We start from the raw sequence: 21,832 nt of genomic DNA on the forward strand, positions 1-21,832 counted from the left end.
TGTGGCTGATCATCCTCTCAAACCAGCTAGAGATCGTCGCCTTGGTGAGCCATTACCTCACCAACTAGCTAATCCCACGTAGGCGCATCCGATAGCATGTGGCCCGAAGGTCCCACACTTTGGTCCGTAGACATTATGCGGTATTAACAGTCGTTTCCAACTGGTATCCCCCTCTATCGGGCAGCTTCCTACGCATTACTCACCCGTCCGCCGCTAGGTCCGAAAACCCCGCTCGACTTGCATGTGTTAGGCCTGCCGCCAGCGTTCAATCTGAGCCATGATCAAACTCTTCAATTAAAGTTTAATTTGCCACCAAAGTGGCTGCTCAGTATCACTGACTTAAAACATCCATCCTTTCGGACAGAGTATCTGTTAGTCACTTCACTGATATATATTCTTTGTGCGATTGCTCGCTGCAGAATCTAAACCGTGAGTGCCCACACAGATGATTGATTGCTTATTGTTAAAGAGCAGTGCTGAACCGGTTATTACCTTGTTCAGCGGGAGGCGTATCTTACACTTCCCAGAATTTGTGTCAAGCCAGCGATTTGAATTTATTTATCAAACTCACCTTCGACTTACTGCCTTAGCAGCTTCGCTTCACTTTTGAGCCTTTCGACTCCACCGCGCTGCGAGGCGGCCATTTTAGTGATTTTCAACTGTGTGTCAAGCGATGTTTTGCATCATTTTTCACTTCAGTTTAAAACCACCCCAGAGCTGCTTTCGCATCACCCCGTTGGCATGGCGCGCATTATAGGGAGTTTTTAATCCCGCACAACCCCTAAAATGACAATTTGATGATATCCGTGATCGTTCGCTCAGAAATGAAGCAAAACGGGCAAAAAAGAGTCTTTTTCTACCTTAAACAGGGATACGTAGACTGTTATCGACCTTTTCAGGACCGCCAATCATTTCATCGTACGCAGATTGATGCTGTAACCAGGCCTTTTTGACTGTTGCTTCGGCCAAAGATTGCTTTACCTGTTCTACGCTTAAAAAACGCTGTGGTCTGTTATCTGCGTCCACCAGAAAACTAACTCTGTCATCGTAGTTAACCTGAGCCAGGTAGATGCCCATTTCCACTGAATAGATCACCAGCTCATGAATCACTACATCCTGGCGGTTTAAATGTTCGAGTCTGTGCATAGAATCGCTCCGTATGAGTAACTTTGATACTTTACGAAGTACGACACTATTTGGATGTACAGTTTTTAAAATACAACTGGCGACCGTAGTCGCCAGCTAGATAAACAAGGTATGAATCAGAAGTCGTATTTAGCACTAAATTGAACGCGATTTAAATCGCCTTCAGCACCAGACACTATTTCCCGTGTCGCATGACGTACTTCTACACCAAACATTAGTTTGCTTGCAGCTTGATAAATCAGGTTCACTGCATAACTGCTGGTACTGTCAGTGACAGCAAGGCCTGTAAGTTCGGCATCATTATCTATATCCAAAGCGGAATAGATGAAGCTCGAACGCCATTTATCATCCCAGCTGTGTTTGTAAGCCAGCGCATAACCAGTGGCCTGGATGGCCTCAAGCTGACCAGTGGCATCAAGTACAGCATCATTACTCGCATTCAGGCCGATGTAGCGCCCAATACCTTCACCTGTGTTTACGGTAAAACGTATATCGTCTGTAGCAGAGATATTGTATTTACCGGAGAAAGACGCAGCATAACCGTTAGTACTGTCATCCAGTGTCGCGGATTCAATAGAAAGCTGACGCGCCATCACTGCAAAGGCCAAAGAGCCCCAGGAGGCCGTGTGGTTGTATTTAACCACTACATCAGGCACTGAGTTGTCGTCAGTAACAATGCGCGCTCCACCGGCATTAGGAGTCACGGTAGTTTCCGGATTCTCTAATGCGACTTGCCAGCCACCATTGGTATAACGCACCTGCGCTTGTCGAACGAAAATAGCACCGTCTGTATTACCGATAAAATCGAGGCTGTCAGGTAAGGATGCTATATCCATAAAGGTGGACCAGGTTTGCCCCATCAACCAATTGTCATAGGTTAAAAACGCATGGCGGATTTCAGGACTGTAACCATTGGTAACACGTTCATCACCGTCAGGTGTTGCCATCATGTCAAACTCTAGAGTTCCGTTTATTTTTTTACCGTTGTCTAGTGTTGTCGCTGTTTTAAGGAAGAAGCGAGATTGACGAGCATGAGCGTCAAAAGTCGCAGATTCACCTTCACCACCAACAGGGGTGAGGCTTGGCACATAAAAATCACGACCGATACCTGTAGGGATCTGACCATCTGAGGTATCAGTCCACATAGTATCAAGTTTGATGTAACCACCATAAGTCAGTTCAGTATCACCGAAAGTGACTGCTGCCTGAGCCTGGCTGCATAATCCTGCGAAGGCTAAAGCGATTAAGCTGGCTAGAGGTTTTTTCGTCAGCATTGTTTTCTCCTGGTCCAAGTTAAAATGTTGTTATTGTCTGTACCACGATTCAACTTTGGTTTGCTTTTGTCAAAGCGACAATTAGCCTTTAGTCGCAGATTGTTTTTTATTCAGTGATGTCGCTGACGGCAACAGCAGAGTTGTCTAGACTAAGGTCTAATGTCGTTAGCACCTCAAAAAAGGTAGAACAAGTACAGCCATAACAGGTGGTTGTTGCTATTGAACTAAGCCACCGAGCCTACAAGACAGGGGAATATTAAAATGAGTCACGCCCAGCTTTATCCGGTACCAGAGCACACCAAAGCAAAGACTTTGGTGACGAACGAGCAGTATCTGGCGATGTACGACGAGTCGGTGAATCAACCGGACCAATTTTGGGCAACACATGGCAAACGTATCAGTTGGTTTACTCCTTTTACCAAGGTAAAAGACACCAGCTTTGATTTAGGCAATGTGCATGTCAACTGGTTTAGTGATGGTACTTTGAACGCAAGCTACAACTGCCTGGACCGTCATCTGCCAGAAAAAGCCAATCATGTGGCTTACTATTGGGAAGGTGATGAGCCTGGAGTACAAAAAGCAGTTACTTATCAGGAGCTGTACGACGAAGTCTGCCAGCTTGCTAATGCCATGCGAACTTTAGGTGTGGGCAAAGGCGATCGCGTTACTATTTATCTGCCGATGATCCCTGCTGCAGTTGCGTCATTGCTCGCTTGTGCCCGCATTGGTGCTGTTCACTCCGTAGTTTTTGCTGGTTTTTCACCAGACGCTTTAGGTAGCCGTATTCAAGACTGTGATTCCAAACTGGTTATCACTTCCGATCAGGCTGCTCGTGGCAGCCGTTTAACTTATTTAAAAGACAACACCGATCAGGCTTTAGCACACTTAGGTGACGCTAACCCGGCTAAGCATGTGATAGTCGTCAAGCATGTGGGTGAAAATGTCGACTTCCATCAGGGCCGCGACTTGTGGTATCACGAAATTCTGGCAAAAGAGCCGAAGCAGTGTGAACCTGAAGTCATGAATGCTGAAGACCCACTGTTTATTCTTTATACCTCAGGTTCAACCGGCAAACCTAAAGGGGTGTTGCATACCACTGGCGGTTATATGGTTTGGGCTTCGATGACACATCAGTATGTGTTCGACTATAAAGAAGGTGATGTTTACTGGTGTGCCGCCGATATTGGCTGGGTAACGGGACACACTTATATCGTCTATGGGCCATTGGCCAATGGCGCGACCAGTGTTTTATTTGAAGGCGTCCCCACTTACCCAAGCGTGAAACGAATTGCGCAGGTGGTTGATAAATACAAAGTGAATATCCTTTATACTGCACCTACCGCTATTCGAGCTTTAATGGCACACGGCACTGTGGCTGTGGACGGCGCCGATTTATCTTCATTATCTATATTAGGCAGTGTGGGTGAGCCGATTAATCCGGAAGCGTGGAGCTGGTACCACGCCAGTTACGGCAAAGGCAACTGCCCTATTGTCGACACCTGGTGGCAAACCGAAACGGGCGGTATTTTAATTACGCCTCTGCCAGGGGCTACAGATTTAAAACCAGGTTCTGCCACACGACCATTTTTTGGAGTCAAACCTGCCATTGTGACTAACGAAGGTGAATTAGTTGAGGGCGTTGCAGAAGGTAACCTGGTGATCCTGGATAGCTGGCCAGGGCAAATGCGTACAGTGTTTGGCGATCATGAACGTTTTGAACAGACTTACTTCAGCACTTATAAAGGCATGTACTTTACCGGCGATGGCGCTAAACGTGATGAAGATGGTTATTACTGGCTGACAGGCCGTGTCGATGACGTGTTAAACATCTCCGGTCACCGTTTAGGTACAGCGGAGATTGAAAGTTGCCTGGTTGCTCATGATGCGATAGCTGAAGCTGCAGTAGTTGGCTACCCACATGACATTAAAGGTCAGGGTATTTATGTATTTGTCGCCCCTCGTGTTGGTGTAGAACCCAGTGACGAGCTGACCAAAGCAGTGCGTGATTGGGTACGTCGTGAGATCTCCCCTATAGCTGCACCGGATATTATCCAGTGGACGCCGAGCCTGCCGAAAACCCGCTCTGGTAAAATTATGCGCCGGATCCTGCGTAAAATTGCTGCCAATGAATACGATCAGTTAGGCGACATCTCTACTTTAGCCGATCCGTCTGTAGTGGAACACTTGATCCAAAACAGATTAAACCGCTAATCTGTTGACAATAAGTTGCTAATGTTCAATTAATAGCAACAACACTTTAGCTGAACCCAGCCTGTGTTTTTTAGCACAGGCTGGGTTAGGAGTTTTATATGGCAAAGTTAATTGTCGCAGATGACCACCCGTTGTTTCGTAACGCGCTGATCCATGCGATCAGCAATACCTTTGTGACCAAAGCCACCATAGAAACCGATAGTTTTGAAGCCACCTGCGAAGCGCTGCTGGAGCATCCTGACGCGGACTTGCTACTGCTGGATTTACATATGCCTGGCAACTGCGGTTTTTTAGGCTTGATACAACTGCGTAAGCAGTATCCTACTCTGCCTATAGTGGTGATTTCAGCCAGTGACGATGTGGATGTGATCAAGCGCGTGATGGCTTTTGGTGCTTCCGCTTTTATTCCAAAATCGTCCCATCCTGCAGAAATTGGCAAAGCATTAAACGCGGTGATTGACGGTGAACTCTGGGTGCCACCTGCTATTCGTAGTCAGGTGATGAATCAGCAGCAACATCAGCCCGATTTGGATCTGGCCGCTAAGGTTGCAGAACTAACCCCTCAACAATATAAAGTATTGTTTTATTTAACCGAAGGCTGGCTGAATAAACAGATTGCTTATGATTTACACATTTCAGAAGCGACAGTGAAAGCCCATATCACCGCCATATTCCGTAAGCTTGGTGTCACCAACAGAACACAAGTGGTGATCCAAGCCCAGCGTCTGCAACTGGAAGCACCTGCTGACAAGACGCTGGTCGCTCTGTAACCTCAGAACAACACCAGTTTCATAAGCATAAATACCAAACGCAACAGGCCTGATTATTCAGGCTCGTTGCTTTGATTCGGTAGTTGGAACTCATCGATGAAAATCTGCCAGAAGACTAAAAACAGCGCAGCCACCATAGGCCCCAATACAAAGCCATTAATCCCCATCAGGGTAATACCACCTAAAGTGGAAAACAGCACTAAATAGTCAGGCAGTTTAGTATCACGCCCAACCAGAATAGGTCGCAATATATTGTCAGCCAAACCAATGACTAAAGCTCCATAGGCCACCAGAATAGTAGCAATCACCCAGTCGCCTGTGGCATACCAATACAAAGAGACAGGCAACCAGACCAAAGCAGCCCCTACCGCTGGCAATAACGACAAAAATGCCATCACCACGCCCCACAAAATAGGTGCAGGCAAACCTAATAACCAGAAAATAAAGCCACCCAAGGCGCCCTGCACTATGGCAACGACCAGGTTACCTTTAACTGTGGCGCGGGTTACTTCAGCAAATTTAGCGAAAAGTACCCGCTCGCGTTCATCACCTAAAGGCAAAGCCTTGACCAGTAACTCAACTAAGCGCGGGCCTTCACGCAGTAAGAAAAAGCTCAGGTACAACATCAGACATAAACTAAGGATAAAACCAAAGGTGTTTTGCCCAATAGCCAATGCCTCTTTAGCTAACAAGCGACTGGCCTCCACTGCACCGGATGACAATTTTTCACGCAAACCATCGGTTTGAATACCAAAGCGGCTCAAAAATTCAGTGACTACCGGAAAAGCTTGCCGTATGGCTTCAATGAAACCGTCCGGATTAATTTCTCCTTTTTCAATTTTGCCGTAAAAAGCCACCCCTTCCTGAATAAAGGCAGCACCAATAGCCAGTACAGGCAGGATCACAACCAGCATGCAAAGCAGCAAAGTCAACAGAGCGGCCCTGTTGGGTTTATCTCCCATCAACCGTAAAATCTTAGTATGGACCGGATAAAAAATGACGGTCATAGCACAGGCCCAAAAAATACTTCCCCAAAAAGGTTCCAGCACCAAACCAAAAATCAGGGTCACGATGACCAACATCACTAAAAAAACCCGTTCTTCTAACTTAGCCAGCATAAAGCGCTCCATTGCTGTTTTTATTCTCTTTGGCTCATTTAATCACAAAGACGGCAAAGCACCTAGAGACTGTATTACGAACGTTGATTTTTTAAATGATTAATACCAGCCCGCAATGCCGCAGGTTTAATAGGTTTAGCTAAAAACAGTAAACCCGCTGCTTTTGCACGTGATGCTAAATCAGGCTCAGGCGCAGCTGATACCAAGATGCCAGGCACCTTACCCCAGTACTGCTGTAACTGCTGATATAACTCTAAACCATTCAGCCCCTGGCCTAACTGAAAGTCCATAATCAGCAAGTCAGGTTTAGCTAAAGCCGGGGCTTCGTCTAACAATTGTTCTGCATGTACATAACTCTTAACCTCTCCTAATTGCCATTGCTCCAACAGCACCCTTAGAGCCGCAAGATTAGAACTGTCATCATCAACACAAAGTACCTGCCATTGAGGTAATACAGAGTTTGGGGATTCAGCTACAGCTTTGTCTTCTGTTATTGCCTGCTCTGATGCCAAAGGTAAATACAGACTAAAGACAGTGCCTTTCCCCACCACTGAGCGAACCTCAAGTTTGTGTCCTAATAATTTAGTCATTCGCTGCACAACGGCAAGACCAAGCCCTACACCCTGCTGCCCTCTGGCCGTGCTGTCTACCCGGTAAAAATCATCAAAAATACGCTTGAGTTCATGTTCTGCCACACCAGGCCCCGTATCCCAGATTTGCAACAGCAGAGAGTCTGCTCTTTTCCGACAAGACACCAGAACCTCGCCAGATGGTGTGTATTTAATCGCATTACTTAAAATATTCTGCAGAATACGGCGCAGATAAGTGCCATCGCTTTGCACCTGCCACTCACCAAAATGAGTACGAAGTTTTAATTGTTTCTGATCAGCCACCCAACTGAACTCATCCGTCAGCGGTTGTAAGATACTGTTCAGCGCCACAACCTGAGTTTTCGGTTGTAAACGACCATCATCCAGTCGGGCAATATCCAACAAGGTTGCGATCAACTCTTCAGTCGCTTTGAGCGAATTATCTAACTGATGAATAATTTTTTGCTGAGTTGTTTCTGCCGTCTGATCCTGCAAAGCTGCAGTAAAAAGCCTGGCAGCATTGAGTGGTTGCAAAATATCGTGACTGGCTAAAGCCAGAAAGCGCGTTTTTGAAACATTGGCAGCTTCCGCCTCAGCTTTGGCCTGCAATAACTGCAACTCAGTCGCACTGCGTCGAGTCACCTCTTCCACCAGTTCCTGATTCATTTCACTGATACGCTGTGTCCGCTCCTGTACCCGCTGTTCCAAATGTTGTTTGGCTTCAGCCAGCTGCTGTACAGCCCTTACATGCTCAGTAATGTCAGTAAAACTGGTGACAAAACCACCACCAGGTATGGGGTTACCCCGCATCTCTATCACAGTGCCATCAGGCCTGACCCGCTGAAAAACGTGAGAAGTGCCGTTTTGCATATGGGCTATACGTTTAGTCACATGTTCTTCAGGTGCACCTTCGCCAAAAAGCCCCCGTTCTGCATTAAAACGCACTATATCTGCGACAGGACGGCCAATACGGATCATGCCATCAGGGTAGTCAAACATTTGCAAATAGGCTTTGTTCCAGGCCACCAGTTTTAAATCTCTGTCCACTACGCTCACGCCCTGACTTAAATGCTCCAGGGTTGAAAACAAAATTTTGCGGGAGAACTGAATCGCCTGAGTGGTATCGTCAAACAAGGTGACTACATCTTCCAGTTCCAGCTGCCTGCCTTCAGTTGCAGCACTCACAACAGCCAAAGCTGAAGCTGCGCCTATCACGCCCGCAAGCTCGCGCTCAACAAAAGCAATAAGTTCCGGCCCTGCAATACTGTCTGTTAAATCAAGATCAGGAAAACGGCGCTGAAATTCCGCCATAGCCTCACTGCAGCGTTGGGCACCGATAAAACGTTCCAACAGCATAGTGATATCGGCCCTGCGAACCCGAGCTCGTCTGACCGGTAATTCCTTGTGCTCTAATGGCAAAGTAGGTTTTACAAAAGCGGCCGCTTGCAGACGGTCTTTTAAATTCACTTTAACCAGTAAGGAAAACAGCAGATAACAAATCAGATTTAATCCCAACGACCAGATCACACCATGGCTTAAGGTATCCAGCTGCAAACCAAAGAGTGACGTAGGCTTGAGTGCTTCTACACCAAACAACCCCTGTTGCAACAGTGTCGGCTCAAGCACGCCGACTGTCGCCAACTGCGGCACCATCAGGCAGAAAAACCACAAGGCAAAGCCAACAGCCACACCGGCATAAACACCAAACGCATTGCCGTGACGCCAATACAAACCACCAACGACGGCTGGAGCCAGTTGAATCGCCAAAGCAAAGGCTAATAATCCTGTCTCTGCCAATTCATAATTACGGGCAAACAAAGCGTAATAGCCATAAGACAGCAACATCACAGCAATAATCATGGTGCGACGCACCAGCAAAATCAGGCCGCTGTAATCTTTAATACGCTGACCATGACCAGGACGACGTAAAATAGTAGGCATCACCACGTCATTACTAATCATGGTGCTCAAAGCCAGAGTAGAGATAATAATCATCGAAGTTGCAGCAGAAAAACCACCGATAAACACCAACACACTTAAGGTGTGCCAACCAGATTTTTCCGGGATCAACAACACAAAACTATCAGCCAGATGCTCCTGCCCGGGAAATAAATGCATACCTGCCAGAGCAATAGGGATCACGACCAGTGTGACTAACAACAAATAGCTGCTGTACCAACGTTTGGCATGGCGTAAATGCCGGTGATCAACATTTTCAACAAAAGCGACATGAAACTGGCGCGGAAGTAAAAAGATAGCTGTCATCGCCAGTAGTGTTTTAATCGCAAAAGAGAACCAACTATTATGTTCAGCACTATTTTGCAGGTGACTGGCATGATCGACAAACTGGCTAACTCCAACGTCGTCGGGTAACAACAGCCAATACGCCATCAGTGCCAGACAGAGCAGAGCAAATAACTTCACCACAGATTCAAAGGCAATAGCCACCATCACACCACGGTTTTGCTCCGTCAGTTGTACTTTGCGGGTGCCAAACAAAATCGCAAAGACAGTCATTGCCATAGCGCTAAACCAGGCCGTGTCCTGCCACCAGGGCAGAGACTGATCAGATAAATCATGCCCCAGCAGTACCTGGTAGGAACTGGCAACTGCTTTTAATTGCAAGGCAATATAGGGGATCACTACCACCAGGCATAATAAAGCCGTCACTAAAGCAATATTCTTACGTTTGCCATAACGGGCACTGATGAAGTCAGTAATTGAGGCCACGTTTTGTTTTTTTGCTACATACAACAGCTTAAACAAAAATGGTTGAGCGAGCAGAAACACCAGAATGGGTCCCAGATAAATTGGAATATAGTCCCAGCCCTGAGTCACAGCAGTACCTACTGCGCCATAGTAGGTCCAGGAAGTACAATACACCGCCAATGCAAGGCTATACAGCAGCCCACCATACTTTCGTAGTAGTTGATCGCCAGCATGGCGTTCGCCCCAGTTTGCAATGAAAAACAGCAAACCTACATACATCAAGGCCAATAAAGCGACTATCCAGGCTGACAAAGCATACTCCCCTCAGATTTCTGAGGTTACTTTTGGCATAAAGCTGCAGAAAGTCAATGATCTGGCGTTTGAGGTTCGACTAAAGTCGGGCTATCACTTCCCACACCTGCTGCTAGATTAAGCATGCTAGTCAACAGAATTTCTATAACAACCACAAAAAACAACAAGAGGAAGACAACGATGGCATTTCAAAGCAATGAATTAGCCAAAGCCTATTGGCGGGAGAACGTCTCGCTGATGCTCAAACTGCTGGCGGTCTGGTTTACAGTATCCTTCGCTGCAGGGATTTTATTTGTAGACCAATTGAATATGGTGCAGTTTTTTGGCTTTAAGCTCGGATTCTGGTTCGCGCAGCAAGGCTCTATCTACACCTTCGTTCTACTGATTTTTATTTACGTCATCAAGATGAATGCACTTGATCGTAAATACGATGTCCACGAAGACTAAGGGGTAGATGATGGACTTACAGACTTTAACTTATATAGTGGTCGGGGCAACCTTTGCGTTGTACATCGGCATCGCCATTTGGGCTCGTGCAGGTTCAACTCAGGAGTTCTATGTCGCTGGCGGTGGTGTATCGCCTTTAGCGAACGGTATGGCAACTGCTGCTGACTGGATGTCTGCCGCGTCATTTATCTCTATGGCCGGTTTAATTTCTTTTATGGGGTATGACGGTTCTGTCTACCTGATGGGCTGGACTGGTGGTTATGTACTGTTGGCTTTATGTTTAGCTCCCTACCTGCGTAAGTTCGGTAAATTTACTGTACCTGACTTTATAGGTGATCGTTATTACTCTCAAACGGCACGCACAGTCGCTGTTATTTGCGCCATTTTAATCTCCTTCACTTATGTGGCGGGTCAGATGCGTGGTGTAGGTGTGGTGTTCTCCCGCTTCCTGGAAGTAGATATCACGACAGGCGTTATCATCGGTATGGCCGTGGTATTTTTCTACGCTGTATTAGGCGGTATGAAAGGTATTACCTACACTCAGGTTGCTCAGTATTGTGTACTGATATTTGCATACATGGTGCCAGCAGTCTTCATCTCCATCATGATCACAGGCCATGTATTACCACAAACAGGTTTAGGTGCCACCTTACTGGATGGTTCAGGGCTGCACTTGCTTGAACGACTGGACGGGCTTTCAGCTGAGCTAGGTTTTGCAGCCTACACTGAAGGGACAAAATCCACTGCAGACATTTTCGCTATTACCGCAGCTTTAATGGTAGGTACTGCAGGTTTACCTCACGTTATTGTGCGTTTCTTCACAGTACCACGGGTAAAAGATGCTCGTATTTCTGCAGGTTGGGCATTGATTTTCATCAGCATTTTGTACACAACTGCTCCAGCTATTGGTGCCTTTGCCCGCTACAACATGATTGATACCATCAATGGTCCTGATGCTCAGGGTACTTTGATAACAGAAGCTCCAACCTGGATCAAAAACTGGGAAAAAACCGGTCTGATTAAACACGAAGATAAAAATGGCGATGGTCGTATGTTCTACTCAGGTGATGAGCGCAACGAAATGACTATTGACCGTGACATCATGGTGTTGGCAAACCCGGAAATTGCTCAGTTACCTGATTGGGTGATTGCATTGGTCGCCGCTGGTGGTATTGCAGCAGCATTATCTACAGCAGCAGGTTTATTACTGGTGATCTCGACCTCGATTTCGCACGATTTACTGAAACGAAATCTGATGCCAAATATCACCGACAAGCAAGAACTATTAGCAGCCCGCGGTGCCGCAGCTGTCGCTATAGTGATTGCAGGTTACCTGGGTATTAACCCGCCAGGCTTTGTTGCGGAGGTGGTGGCTTTTGCCTTCGGCTTAGCTGCGGCGAGTTTCTTCCCTGCCATTATTCTTGGTATTTTCTACAAGAAAATGAATAAGGAAGGTGCTATCGCCGGTATGTTGGCAGGTATCCTTTTCACTGTGGGTTATATCCTGTACTTCAAGGGTATTTTCATCACCCCATTTGCTGAAAACAAACCTGAAAACTGGCTGTTTGGTATCTCTCCAGAGGGCATAGGTACCGTAGGTATGGCAGTGAACTTTGTGGTGGCCTACGCCGTCAGCAAATTCACCAAAGAAGTACCGCAGGATGTACAGGATATTGTTGAACAAATCCGTTTTCCAAAAGGTGCAGGTGAAGCTCAGTCTCACTAAGTTAACCTAGAAAACAAAGACCCTGACAAGGCGTGGCAACACGCCTTGTCTTTTTGACAAAGCAGGAAGGTTGTATGCAGGTTCAGGAAGTAGTGTCTTTTCTAAAACAGACTCCCCCTTTTGACGATTTAGCCCTTCATGTACTGGAGGCAGTCAGCAGGGATCTTAGCGTGGTCTATCTTGCCTCTGGCGAGCAACTGTTGCCAGAACCTCAATTGCTTCTGATCCGTTCCGGTTTATTTGCATTAAATACAGAACAACAACGTCTTACTCATTTACAAAGTGGCGATTTCTATGGCTACCAGTTACTGCTGACAGGCCTCGCTGACCCCGATACTATCCTTTGCGAAGAAGATGGACTGGTGTATTTTTTACCCCAGGAAAGTTTTGATAAGTTACGCCATCAGTACAAAAATTTTGATTTATTTTTCCAGCGCTTATTTAGTCGTCGCTTGCATTTGTACCAAAGCAATAAACAGCAAAATACCTCTACTTTAAAAGTCGCAGACTTGGTAACCCGACGCAAAGTGTCTATTGCCAGCAGCAATACAGTACAGCAAGCCGCACTTCTGATGACAGAACAGCGGGTTTCCTGCCTGTTGATTGAACAGGACGAAAAGCTGGTCGGCATTCTGACCGACCGGGATTTACGCAGCAGAGTGCTGGCGAAAAGTTTACCCGCCTCAACGACTGTCAGCGAGGTGATGACCAAAACGCCCCAAAGTATCGACACAGACCGTTTTGCCTTTGAAGCTATTCAGCAAATGAGTCAATACAACATTCACCATTTACCTGTAGAGCAGGATGGCAAAGCCATAGGGGTGTTAACCACCACAGATTTAATTCGCAGTCAGCAGGAACACCCTGTTTATCTGATCAGCCATATTCATCGTCAGCATCAGGCTGAAGGTCTGAATGCCATTACTCCTCAGGTGCACCAACTGGCCATGCAACTGGCAGAGCAGCAGATCCCTTCCTATGAAGTCAGCAGTGTGCTAACCAGCATTATGGATGCCTTAGCACAAAGCTGGTTGCAGATTGCAGAACAACAACTTGGCCCAGCCCCTTGTGTTTATAGTTGGTTAGGCTTTGGCTCTCAGGCCAGACGGGATATGTTGCCCAGCGCCGATCAGGACAATGCGCTGCTGCTGGAAAAAGAGCCCAGCGGCGCTGTAGCCGACTACTTTTCAGCTCTTGCAGATATAGTCTGCAACGGCCTGGCCTCTTCAGGTCAGGCGCTTTGTGATGGCCATATTATGGCGTCCAATCCAGAATTACGATTAAGTCTCAAAGGCTGGTCGAATCGTTTTGCCAAATGGCTCAATACCCCGGCCCCCCAAGCGCTGTTAAGCAGCAGTATCTTTTTTGATATGCGGCTTATTTACGGCAGTAAAGCCTTGTTTAATGTGCTGCAGCAAGACGTATTAGCCCGTTGTAAAAATAACGAACTGTTTTTATATCATCTGGCGAAAAATGCGACGGAGCGCCAGCCTCCTCTGGGCTTTTTTAAACACTTTTTATTAGAGCAGGATGGCAGACAACGTAAAGGTCTGGATTTAAAAAAACGCGGTATCAGCCTGATCACCGATTTGGTTCGGGTCTATGCCTTGTCTGCAGGCATCCATGCAGTCAATACCAGAGAACGCTTAGCTTTATTGCAGCAACAGGCGGTACTGACTCAGCGCCAGCACCAAAATTTACAGGGTGCTTTTGATGTATTGGCGCATTTACGCTGGCAGTTGCAGGCGGAGGATCTGAAACGCGGCCGGCATTTATCTAATTTACTGGACCCATCTCAATTAAATTTGCTGCAGCGCCATCAATTAAAAGACGCTTTTGCTGTGATCATTGACGAGCAGCAAGTGCTCAGACAACGCTTTTGCCGGGAACTGTAAATGTGGAACTGGCTGAGAAAACCAGTCGCTGTGCATCAGCTGGTACTGGATTATGAAAACGAGCACAGTATCGATAAACAATGCCTGGCCAGTAAAGCCAGTTATTTGGTATTGGATTTTGAAACCACTGGCCTGGATGCGAAAAAACATCATATCGTCAGCGCTGGCTGGGTCAGGATTTCAGACTGCAGAATTCAGTTAAATTCGGCTGTGTATCAACTGGTGAAAAGCCCGGCTTCTGTCGGGCAAAGTGCTGTCATCCATGGTCTTCATAACAGTCAGGTACAACAAGGAATAGAGCTGGAGGAGTTATTAAGCTTGCTGTTGCAGGAACTCAAAGGTTCTGTACTGGTGTCGCATCACAGCGCTTTAGAGCTGAATTTTCTAAAGCATAGCTGTCAGAACAGCTTTGGTCGTGCCCCTGCGTTTAAAGCAGTCGATACCTTAAAGCTGGAGCTGTATAAAATGCAGCTCAAAGGTGGGCCTGTCGCACAAAATTCATTGAGTTTGCCGGCCTGTCTGGCTCGTTACCAGCTGCCTGAAGTGACGGAACATCATGCCTTATCCGATGCCTTTGGCTGTGCGCAGTTATTACTGGCGCAGCTAAAAACCAGAGGCGCTTCCTGTACCCTGGCGGAGCTTTTTCAGCAAAGTCGCTAACTCGTACAGAAGCAGCAAAAGGTAGGAAAAGGACGGGTGATTAGAATTTCAGGATCCAGATCAGGCTGCACTCTGCTCTGGTGGGATTAAAAACTAATCACCCGGTTGCACTTGTTACTCTTAAAGCTGTGGATTTTCTGACAACTGGCCGCAGAGCAAAGCTCCATTTTGCTCAGAACACATAAGAACCACAACAAAACAACCAAGCACAATGTTACTTTGTACCATGCAAAACAAAAAGTAAACATTATTTGGCGAAAAAACAGCTTGATATAGAATCAAATCCTAGACAAGCATCTATTAATTGCTTATTAATATGTTACCAAGTAACAAAGAAAGTCTGTATTTATGCGTATTTTGTATTGCCTCTGCCTTGCGTTTTTATGGCTAAGCCCTGTCTGGGCTCAACCACTGCCTTTATTGCCTTATCCAAAACAACTGGAACTACAACAGGGTGAGTTTGTGTTCACCGATCAACTCAAGGTACAAGTCCCCACCGGGCTGCCGGAGCTAAAAACTGCAGTGAAGCGATTTATCCAGCAAAGCAATGTTAAAACGCGCTTAGATTTCACCAAAAGCGACAAGGCGCAACTGCTGATCCAACTCAATGTAGCAGCAACAGCCACAGCAAGGCAGATGGAAGCCTATCAATTAGAGGTCAGCAACAATCAAATTCGGCTCAGCGCTCTGCATGCCACAGGTATAAAGCGAGGCCTGCAAACTCTGCAACAGCTTATTAAGCAACAAGCCAGCAGGACTGTTGTTCCAGCTCTTCGCATTGACGACGAACCGCGGTTTAGCTGGCGGGGACTATTGCTCGACCCTGCCAGACGTTTTTTACCTTTGGCTGATATCAAACGTCAGTTGGATCTGATGGCGGCGGTAAAACTCAATGTACTGCATTTGCACTTAACGGACGATCAAGGTTGGCGCTTTGAATCAAAAGTATTTCCCAAGCTGCAGCAAGTGGGCGGCAAAGATGGTTACTACACTCAGGATGAATTAAGGGCACTGGTGTTGTATGCCAAAGAACGAGGCATTCGAGTGGTCCCTGAGATAGATGTACCGGGCCATACCACGGCATTGGGTCTGGCTTATCCACACTTGATGACAGCACCAGCACCCACAGATGCTGAAATTCACTGGGGCGTACATCCGGCGGTGTTAGACCCATCCAATGAGCAAGTGTATGCTTTTTTACAGCAGTTATTGGCTGAGGTTGCAGAGGTTTTTCCAGACCCTTACCTGCATATAGGGGGTGATGAAGTGCTTTCTGATCGCTGGGACCAAAACAACGATGTACAAGTTTTTATGCAGCAACATCAGTTGGCGGATGCAGGTGCTTTGCAGGCCTATTTTAACCGCCGCGTTGAACAGATCCTAAAAAGCCTGGGCAAGACTATGATTGGTTGGGACGAAGTATTGGATGATCAGTTGCCCTCTTCTGTGGTGGTGCAATCCTGGCGTGGCACTGAGTCCTTGTTTCAGGCCGCCGAGAACGGCCATCCAGCTATTTTATCGACAGGCTTTTATCTGGATCAGCCACAAACTGCAGCCTACCATTATCGCAATGATCCTTTGCCTGACGCCGTTTCAACGCCAGAGCCTGATCAGATCACAAGCTGGTCCGGCTGGAATTTTCAGTTTGAACGCAAAAGAGGTTCGCCAATCAGTGGTTCTTTGTATGTACTGCAGTTAAAGTCAGGCCAACAACAGGCTTTTATTCAGTTTCCGGGCAAAATGCTGATAAAAGCCAAAGCGGTGCAACTGAACGCCAGTCAGGCCAGCTTTCAGTTTGATAGCTGGATGGGGCCAGTCAAGGCCAGTTTGCAGCTGAATGACACAATCCAGGGTAAGTTTGTTGTAGGGAATGCGCCTTATCAATTGACGGGTCAGGCTATCGCCTCAACACAACAAAACCCTTTACCGCTCGACGCCCATCGACAACTAAGTACAGAAGCACAACAACAGGTTTTAGGTGGCGAAATCGCTTTATGGGGCGAATTGATCACGCCTGAACTTATAGATATTCGTTTATGGCCTAACGGCTTCGCAGTTGCTGAACGGCTTTGGTCGCCAAAAAGCCGCGACGATGAGCTGGATTTTTATCAGCGCATGGAACTGGTGCAGTTATGGGCGCAGGACTTTATCGGTTTACAAAGCAAGCAACAACAAATTCAGGGTTTTAAGCAACTGGTCGCTGCATCCCATATAGCCGATCTGCTGACTCTGGCCGAAACGCTGGAACCTGCGCATTATTACCACCGACTGCATGAAAAATCAGTAGCCGGGCTCTACCACCAGCAGGCTCCGCTTAATCAACTGGTGGATTTTTTGCCCGCAGAGCACCAAGCCATGCGCCAGTTTGAACAGGATGTGGCGTTGTGGCTTGTGCAGAAAAAGCCACAACAACTCAGCCAGTTGCAAGATAAGCTTCGCCACTGGCAACTGGCCGCACAACGTCTTGTAAAAACACCAGAGATAGCAGCTACCCCTTTGTTTCATCAGATCGCAGAGTTGTGCCAGGCTGGCTTAGCTATCTCAAACAGCATTGCGGCCCATCAGCCGCTATCTGTGGCTGAGCGTCAGCAAATAACGCAACAAACAGAGGCTGCAGCCGCTATACAGCAAGAGATGATTATTGCGCTGCACAGAGCCATCACGACTCTGCTGCAGGCCACAGCTCCAGTGCACAACTAATCAAAAGGTGAAGCAACAATAGGCCAGACAGGTCGGCTTAACTTTTTATAGGCATTACGTTTCGGGTCGCTGGGATAAGGCGCCCCTGCGTCGACATAAATAATATGCGACGCCAAAGGTGCAAACCCCTGATAAAAATGGTTGGTGGATTTGATCAGCAGCAGTTTGTAATGACTCGGTTCAATGCCTAAAGCCCGGAATAAACTCGGGTCAAAGGACTGACATCTGTTGCTGTTGAGGATCACCTCAATGCCATCAAAGCTGATCAGAGCACAATCGCCCATAGGCACCAGGCTGTCGGCAAACTCCTGCTGTGCATCGGCCTTTAAGCGCAGTACTCTGACAGTTTTGTCTATAGGCGCTCCCGCAGTGGCACAACTTTTACCGCCAAAGCGCAGTTCAATTTCGGCCCCTTCTCCAGCTGCAAAGCAGAGTTTGACCGCCATCGGATCCCAAATAGTCCCTACTGCGACTTGCTGCAACTGGCGTTTGATCATTTGGTGCAAAATTAAAGTGCCGTCCCCCGCCACTCCGCCGCCCGGGTTATCCCAGACATCAGCCAGCACCAAAGTACCCTGCAGTTGTTCTGCTTGATCCAAAGCTGTGGCTATATCATAAAATTGCGGTAAGGTCTGACCGCGATAGGAAAACAGCTCTAAACCTAACTGCCGGGCCAAAGCCTCGCCCTGTGTGGCGTCGTTATTTGTGATCACCAGCAGTTTAGATCCCATATCCGGCACATCTCCGGCCATAAACCCATGGATCACCGAAATAGATAAGGCATAGTGGTCTTGTTCAAGCTGGCAAATTTTTTCAATAAAAGATTTCATTGGTTCATGATTGGTCGGCAGAACATCAATCATGCGGCAATCAAAACAGCTCATCACAGGTTTAATGTCGCCACGCGCTGCGGCTACGGCCAGGTAAACCAGTTCGCGGGCTCTGGCCATAAAATCCAGATGAGGAAACTCCTTAAAGGCGATCAGCAAATCGGCCGACGCTAAACGTAAATCAGTGAGATGACTATGAGGGTCCAGCGTTGCACCAATCACAGCCTGCGGCCCTACTATGGCCCTGACTCTACTGAGGAAATCGCCCTCGCAGTCGWCATAGCCCTGCGCCACCATGGCACCATGCAGACCCAATACAACCAACTGCACAGGCATAGCAGCTTCGAGTTGCATCAAAATTTCATCGCGTAAATGCTCATACGACAAGCGGTTTAATAAGCCCCCGGGTTCAGCCCAGGCACAAGTACCTTCAATCACCTCCACAGCAGAATGCTGCTGCGCATATTCGCGGCACGCAACCAGCGGGGCGCTGCATAAGGTGGGTGTCACAGGATGCTGGCCGGGCGGTGCATAAAAACTTTGGTAAAAGCTCACTAAGTCGGTATACATAGGTGAGAAAGTATTGGTTTCTGTCGCCAGCGACGCCGTAAAAATACGCATAAAGCCTCTGTTACTTAAGGTGACTTAAGATTGCCGCGAAAATTGAATGGAGCTGCTTTTTTCCGACCTTTCAGAGCCTGAAACGTCTGACAGGTCTTCCCGCTGTCTGGTGATCTTATCCAAAGCTTGTTGCCTGCTGATTTCTGATGGCTTACTCAGCAGACTGACAACAAAGGCCAGACTCAAAGACACGGCCAAAGCAGGTAAACAGGGATTGCCCCAAAACGCCAGCCAGGATGGGTGGTTTAAGATCACCACCGAAGTAAGCACAGCACCAAGTAAAGCGGCTAAAGCACCTTGCCAGCTCAGTCGCAACCAGAAACGTCCAAGCAAGGCAATCACAAAGATGCCAGACATTAAAGTCGCAATCATGCCTGTGATATAACGAATTAAATCATTCGACATCAGTGCCAGCAGCAAGGCCAGCACAGACACCAGCATCACAGCGATACGGGAATACAGAATCGCTGACTCTGGGTGTGGCATACGCCCTGTGACCGTCTGATATAAATCACGGATCAATACAGAAACAGCGGCAATAGAATCAGAACTGGCGGAAGATAAAGTGGCAGATAAACCAGCCAGCAGCACCAGCATGGCAAACACAGCGGGCAAGGTCATCACAGCGACTGTGGTAAAAGCAAACTGATGATTGGATAAATCAGGCGCCAGAATTCGGGCAGAAATACCAATCAAAGCGGGCAACGCAGCAAAAAGCAGATATAACAAACCAGCAAAGACAAAAGAGCGCCGCACACTTTGCACACTGCGTCCTGAATAAATACGTTGCCGGAATGAAGGCGTTGCCAGTACACCAACAGCCACCACAGCAGCTAACGAAATGGCAGGTAACAACTCCATTTGTTTCATCTGCCCTGTTTGCTGAGCAGCAATAACACTTTGCCAAACCGAGTCCAGGCTACCAACAGCCTCTACTGCAAAATAACTCATCAGCAAAAAGCCGCTGAACAGCACTATCGCCATCAGACTGTCGGTCCAGATCACCGCCTTGTAGCCACCTATCATCACATAAAGAGTGAAAGCCAAAGCTATTAATAACTTGGCATATACCATCTCGATACCGGTGGCCCAGGATAAATACAAAGCGCCACCAATAATATGAGCGCCTAACCAGCCTAAAGAGGCCAGAAAAATAAGCACTGCACTGCCATTTTTTACCCACAGATTGGCGCCTACGTAGTAACTCAACTCTTCGCTCATGGTCATAAAACGCATTTGTCGCAGCGGCGCAAACCACCAGGCGGCCAATAAAATACCAATAGCACCGCCTATGCCATACAACATGCCACTCCAACCATGGGTATAAGCAAAACCCACAGCGCCCATACTGGTACCAGTTCCAATCATAGTGGCGACAGTGGTACCGAAGGTCAGGCCACCCGAAACTTTGCGCCCAGCCAGTAAAAAGTCTTCGCTGCTCTGTTGGCGACGCGACACCAGATAACTAATGCCAATCATGATCAGCAGATACAAAGCAAATCCAGCTAAAAAATATCTGCTGTCCATCTTAGCTCCTGTCTTTGCGATAACAGGTTAAATCCACTTCCACTTTGCAATCGACCACTAAATCAGTCACAGCGCAAACCCGGGCTGGTGGAGCATCAGCAAAGACCTCGCGGAACACTTTATTAAAACTGCTGAAATAACGGGCGTCAGTCAAATAGACTTTGACATGCACCACATCAGCAAGCTCATAACCTGCACTGTGCATAATGTCGATGCAGTTTTGGATAGCAAGTTTTGATTGCTCCACTATGCCGCCTTCCACCACTTCACCATCACGCATAGGAGTCTGGCCAGAAACATACAACCAGCCGCCTGCTTCGACCGCTTTGGCAAAAGGTAAGCGCTGGCCTCCTGTGCCCGTGCTTTCATCAATACCGTATCGCTTAATACTCATCTTTTATCCTGCAGTTAATCACCTAAAGGCTGACGTTCGTCACCACCACGGCTGCTGTCGAGTGACAATTTCACCCGGCGTAATTTATCCCGGGATTTACGTTTGTTCAGCTTGGCTACTTCGGTAGCCAGTACATCAATAATGGCCAGCATGGCGTAGCGTGAGGCTGATGGTTTATAGATAAAATCGGTTTCCGGCGCTTGTAATCCAAGCACAATGTCGGCGTTATTAGCCAAAGCAGAACCGGGTTTGGTAATAGCTATCACCTTGGCACCGTACTGGCGGGCAATAGCAGCTGAATCAATAATTTCACCAGTGTTGCCTGTCAGTGAAATCGCCACCATCACGTCTTGTGGCTCGACAGCAGCAGCCACCATGCGGGTTAGTAAACCATCCTGATAACTGCAAACCGGCATGCCAAAACGGAATAAACGGTATTGCAGCTCTTGTGAACCAATGGACGAACCACCGCCCATGCCGATACAAAAAATCATCCGGGCATTTTGTAAGTAACTGACCGCCAGTTTAATGTCAGCCTCTACCAGCAACTTACGGCTTAAATCCAGAGTGTTTTTAATGGCCTCATACACCCCCTGAATACCATCCAGATCCGGGGTTTCCTCAACAAATCGTTGCCCTACGGCCAAGGACTGCGCTAATTTCACTTTGAGCTGGCGCACATCTTTGCAATCTACAGTGCGGGCAAAACGGGTTACTGTGGCCTGACTGACCCCCGCCTGCTCAGATAACTTTGCAATACTCATTTCAGTAGCGGCTTTTACGTTATCAAGGATCAGCTGTGCTACCCGCTGTTCCGACTCACTCATTTCAACAAAACGCTCGGAGATCCGAGACAACACATCTATTTCGTAACTCATACGCATATCCTAAAAACTCATACT

15 protein-coding genes and 1 rRNA gene are annotated in these 21,832 nt (G+C 47.4%); 7 read left to right on the plus strand and 9 right to left on the minus strand.

What is annotated here, in order from left to right:
• From P3C17_RS13045 to P3C17_RS13055, 3 genes are all read right to left on the minus strand, one after another.
• Window positions 1-297: ribosomal RNA gene (locus P3C17_RS13045) — 16S ribosomal RNA — on the minus strand; the annotation flags it as partial.
• Between the two features lie 564 nt (window positions 298-861).
• Window positions 862-1,146: a DUF6482 family protein gene (locus P3C17_RS13050; protein ID WP_300929859.1), complete on the minus strand. Its 285-nt coding sequence runs from the start codon at window positions 1,144-1,146 to the stop codon at window positions 862-864.
• Between the two features lie 116 nt (window positions 1,147-1,262).
• The gene (locus P3C17_RS13055; RefSeq protein ID WP_300929860.1) at window positions 1,263-2,420 is read right to left on the minus strand and encodes a DcaP family trimeric outer membrane transporter; all 1,158 of its coding nucleotides are present in this window, start codon (window positions 2,418-2,420) and stop codon (window positions 1,263-1,265) included.
• 261 nt (window positions 2,421-2,681) lie between these two features.
• Between P3C17_RS13055 and acs the strand changes: the two genes are divergently transcribed.
• The gene (gene acs, locus P3C17_RS13060) at window positions 2,682-4,631 is read left to right on the plus strand and encodes an acetate--CoA ligase (RefSeq protein ID WP_300929861.1); all 1,950 of its coding nucleotides are present in this window, start codon (window positions 2,682-2,684) and stop codon (window positions 4,629-4,631) included.
• 98 nt (window positions 4,632-4,729) lie between these two features.
• The gene (locus P3C17_RS13065) at window positions 4,730-5,401 is read left to right on the plus strand and encodes a response regulator transcription factor (protein WP_300929862.1); all 672 of its coding nucleotides are present in this window, start codon (window positions 4,730-4,732) and stop codon (window positions 5,399-5,401) included.
• Between the two features lie 53 nt (window positions 5,402-5,454).
• Here the strand turns inward: P3C17_RS13065 and P3C17_RS13070 are convergent, their stop codons facing one another.
• Both P3C17_RS13070 and P3C17_RS13075 read right to left on the minus strand, forming a co-directional pair.
• On the minus strand, window positions 5,455-6,519 hold the full coding sequence (locus P3C17_RS13070) for an AI-2E family transporter (protein ID WP_300929863.1): 1,065 nt from the start codon (window positions 6,517-6,519) through the stop codon (window positions 5,455-5,457).
• 74 nt (window positions 6,520-6,593) lie between these two features.
• The gene (locus tag P3C17_RS13075; protein ID WP_300929864.1) at window positions 6,594-10,130 is read right to left on the minus strand and encodes a PAS-domain containing protein; all 3,537 of its coding nucleotides are present in this window, start codon (window positions 10,128-10,130) and stop codon (window positions 6,594-6,596) included.
• Window positions 10,131-10,310: 180 nt separating this feature from the next.
• On the opposite strand from P3C17_RS13075, the gene P3C17_RS13080 reads away from it, so the two are divergent.
• The 5 genes from P3C17_RS13080 (at window position 10,311) to P3C17_RS13100 (ending at window position 17,558) form a co-directional block, all read left to right on the plus strand.
• Window positions 10,311-10,577, plus strand: coding sequence for a DUF4212 domain-containing protein (locus P3C17_RS13080; RefSeq protein WP_008898758.1), 267 nt, complete (start codon window positions 10,311-10,313; stop codon window positions 10,575-10,577).
• A gap of 10 nt (window positions 10,578-10,587) precedes the next feature.
• Entirely contained in the window at window positions 10,588-12,303 is a 1,716-nt protein-coding gene (locus P3C17_RS13085) for a sodium:solute symporter family protein (protein ID WP_300930327.1), read from the plus strand.
• A 74-nt stretch (window positions 12,304-12,377) separates the two neighbouring features.
• The gene (locus P3C17_RS13090) at window positions 12,378-14,198 is read left to right on the plus strand and encodes a putative nucleotidyltransferase substrate binding domain-containing protein (protein ID WP_300929865.1); all 1,821 of its coding nucleotides are present in this window, start codon (window positions 12,378-12,380) and stop codon (window positions 14,196-14,198) included.
• The gene (locus tag P3C17_RS13095) at window positions 14,199-14,858 is read left to right on the plus strand and encodes a 3'-5' exonuclease (protein ID WP_300929866.1); all 660 of its coding nucleotides are present in this window, start codon (window positions 14,199-14,201) and stop codon (window positions 14,856-14,858) included. It begins immediately after the preceding gene.
• Between the two features lie 348 nt (window positions 14,859-15,206).
• Window positions 15,207-17,558, plus strand: coding sequence for a family 20 glycosylhydrolase (locus P3C17_RS13100; protein ID WP_300929867.1), 2,352 nt, complete (start codon window positions 15,207-15,209; stop codon window positions 17,556-17,558).
• Here P3C17_RS13100 and P3C17_RS13105 read toward each other — a convergent pair.
• From P3C17_RS13105 to P3C17_RS13120, 4 genes are read right to left on the minus strand one after another with little or no spacing between them, the layout of a single operon-like run.
• Window positions 17,555-19,009, minus strand: a complete 1,455-nt coding sequence (locus P3C17_RS13105; protein ID WP_300929868.1) for a M81 family metallopeptidase — start codon at window positions 19,007-19,009, stop codon at window positions 17,555-17,557. The genes P3C17_RS13100 and P3C17_RS13105 overlap by 4 nt on opposite strands.
• A 24-nt stretch (window positions 19,010-19,033) precedes the next feature.
• Window positions 19,034-20,536 carry a sodium:solute symporter family protein gene (locus P3C17_RS13110; protein WP_300929869.1) on the minus strand — a complete coding sequence of 501 codons (1,503 nt, stop codon included), beginning with the start codon at window positions 20,534-20,536 and terminating at the stop codon, window positions 19,034-19,036.
• A 1-nt stretch (window position 20,537) separates the two neighbouring features.
• Window positions 20,538-20,930, minus strand: a complete 393-nt coding sequence (locus P3C17_RS13115; protein ID WP_300929870.1) for a RidA family protein — start codon at window positions 20,928-20,930, stop codon at window positions 20,538-20,540.
• A gap of 14 nt (window positions 20,931-20,944) precedes the next feature.
• Window positions 20,945-21,808 carry a MurR/RpiR family transcriptional regulator gene (locus tag P3C17_RS13120; protein ID WP_008898767.1) on the minus strand — a complete coding sequence of 288 codons (864 nt, stop codon included), beginning with the start codon at window positions 21,806-21,808 and terminating at the stop codon, window positions 20,945-20,947.
• Between the last annotated feature and the right edge of the window lie 24 nt (window positions 21,809-21,832).

Origin of the sequence: Rheinheimera sp. 1928-s, assembly GCF_029269265.1 — a bacterium.
GTDB lineage: Bacteria > Pseudomonadota > Gammaproteobacteria > Enterobacterales > Alteromonadaceae > Pararheinheimera.

Excerpts from the sequence above, each read along its gene's own strand:
- acs (WP_300929861.1), top strand. The coding sequence starts at position 2,682 with ATGAGTCACGCCCAGCTTTATCCGGTACCAGAGCACACCAAAGCAAAG.
- P3C17_RS13080 (WP_008898758.1), top strand. The coding sequence starts at position 10,311 with ATGGCATTTCAAAGCAATGAATTAGCCAAAGCCTATTGGCGGGAGAAC.
- P3C17_RS13110 (WP_300929869.1), bottom strand. The coding sequence starts at position 20,536 with ATGGACAGCAGATATTTTTTAGCTGGATTTGCTTTGTATCTGCTGATC.
- P3C17_RS13085 (WP_300930327.1), top strand. The coding sequence starts at position 10,588 with ATGGACTTACAGACTTTAACTTATATAGTGGTCGGGGCAACCTTTGCG.
- P3C17_RS13115 (WP_300929870.1), bottom strand. The coding sequence starts at position 20,930 with ATGAGTATTAAGCGATACGGTATTGATGAAAGCACGGGCACAGGAGGC.
- P3C17_RS13065 (WP_300929862.1), top strand. The coding sequence starts at position 4,730 with ATGGCAAAGTTAATTGTCGCAGATGACCACCCGTTGTTTCGTAACGCG.
- P3C17_RS13070 (WP_300929863.1), bottom strand. The coding sequence starts at position 6,519 with ATGCTGGCTAAGTTAGAAGAACGGGTTTTTTTAGTGATGTTGGTCATC.
- P3C17_RS13055 (WP_300929860.1), bottom strand. The coding sequence starts at position 2,420 with ATGCTGACGAAAAAACCTCTAGCCAGCTTAATCGCTTTAGCCTTCGCA.
- P3C17_RS13095 (WP_300929866.1), top strand. The coding sequence starts at position 14,199 with ATGTGGAACTGGCTGAGAAAACCAGTCGCTGTGCATCAGCTGGTACTG.
- P3C17_RS13090 (WP_300929865.1), top strand. The coding sequence starts at position 12,378 with ATGCAGGTTCAGGAAGTAGTGTCTTTTCTAAAACAGACTCCCCCTTTT.
- P3C17_RS13050 (WP_300929859.1), bottom strand. The coding sequence starts at position 1,146 with ATGCACAGACTCGAACATTTAAACCGCCAGGATGTAGTGATTCATGAG.
- P3C17_RS13100 (WP_300929867.1), top strand. The coding sequence starts at position 15,207 with ATGCGTATTTTGTATTGCCTCTGCCTTGCGTTTTTATGGCTAAGCCCT.
- P3C17_RS13120 (WP_008898767.1), bottom strand. The coding sequence starts at position 21,808 with ATGAGTTACGAAATAGATGTGTTGTCTCGGATCTCCGAGCGTTTTGTT.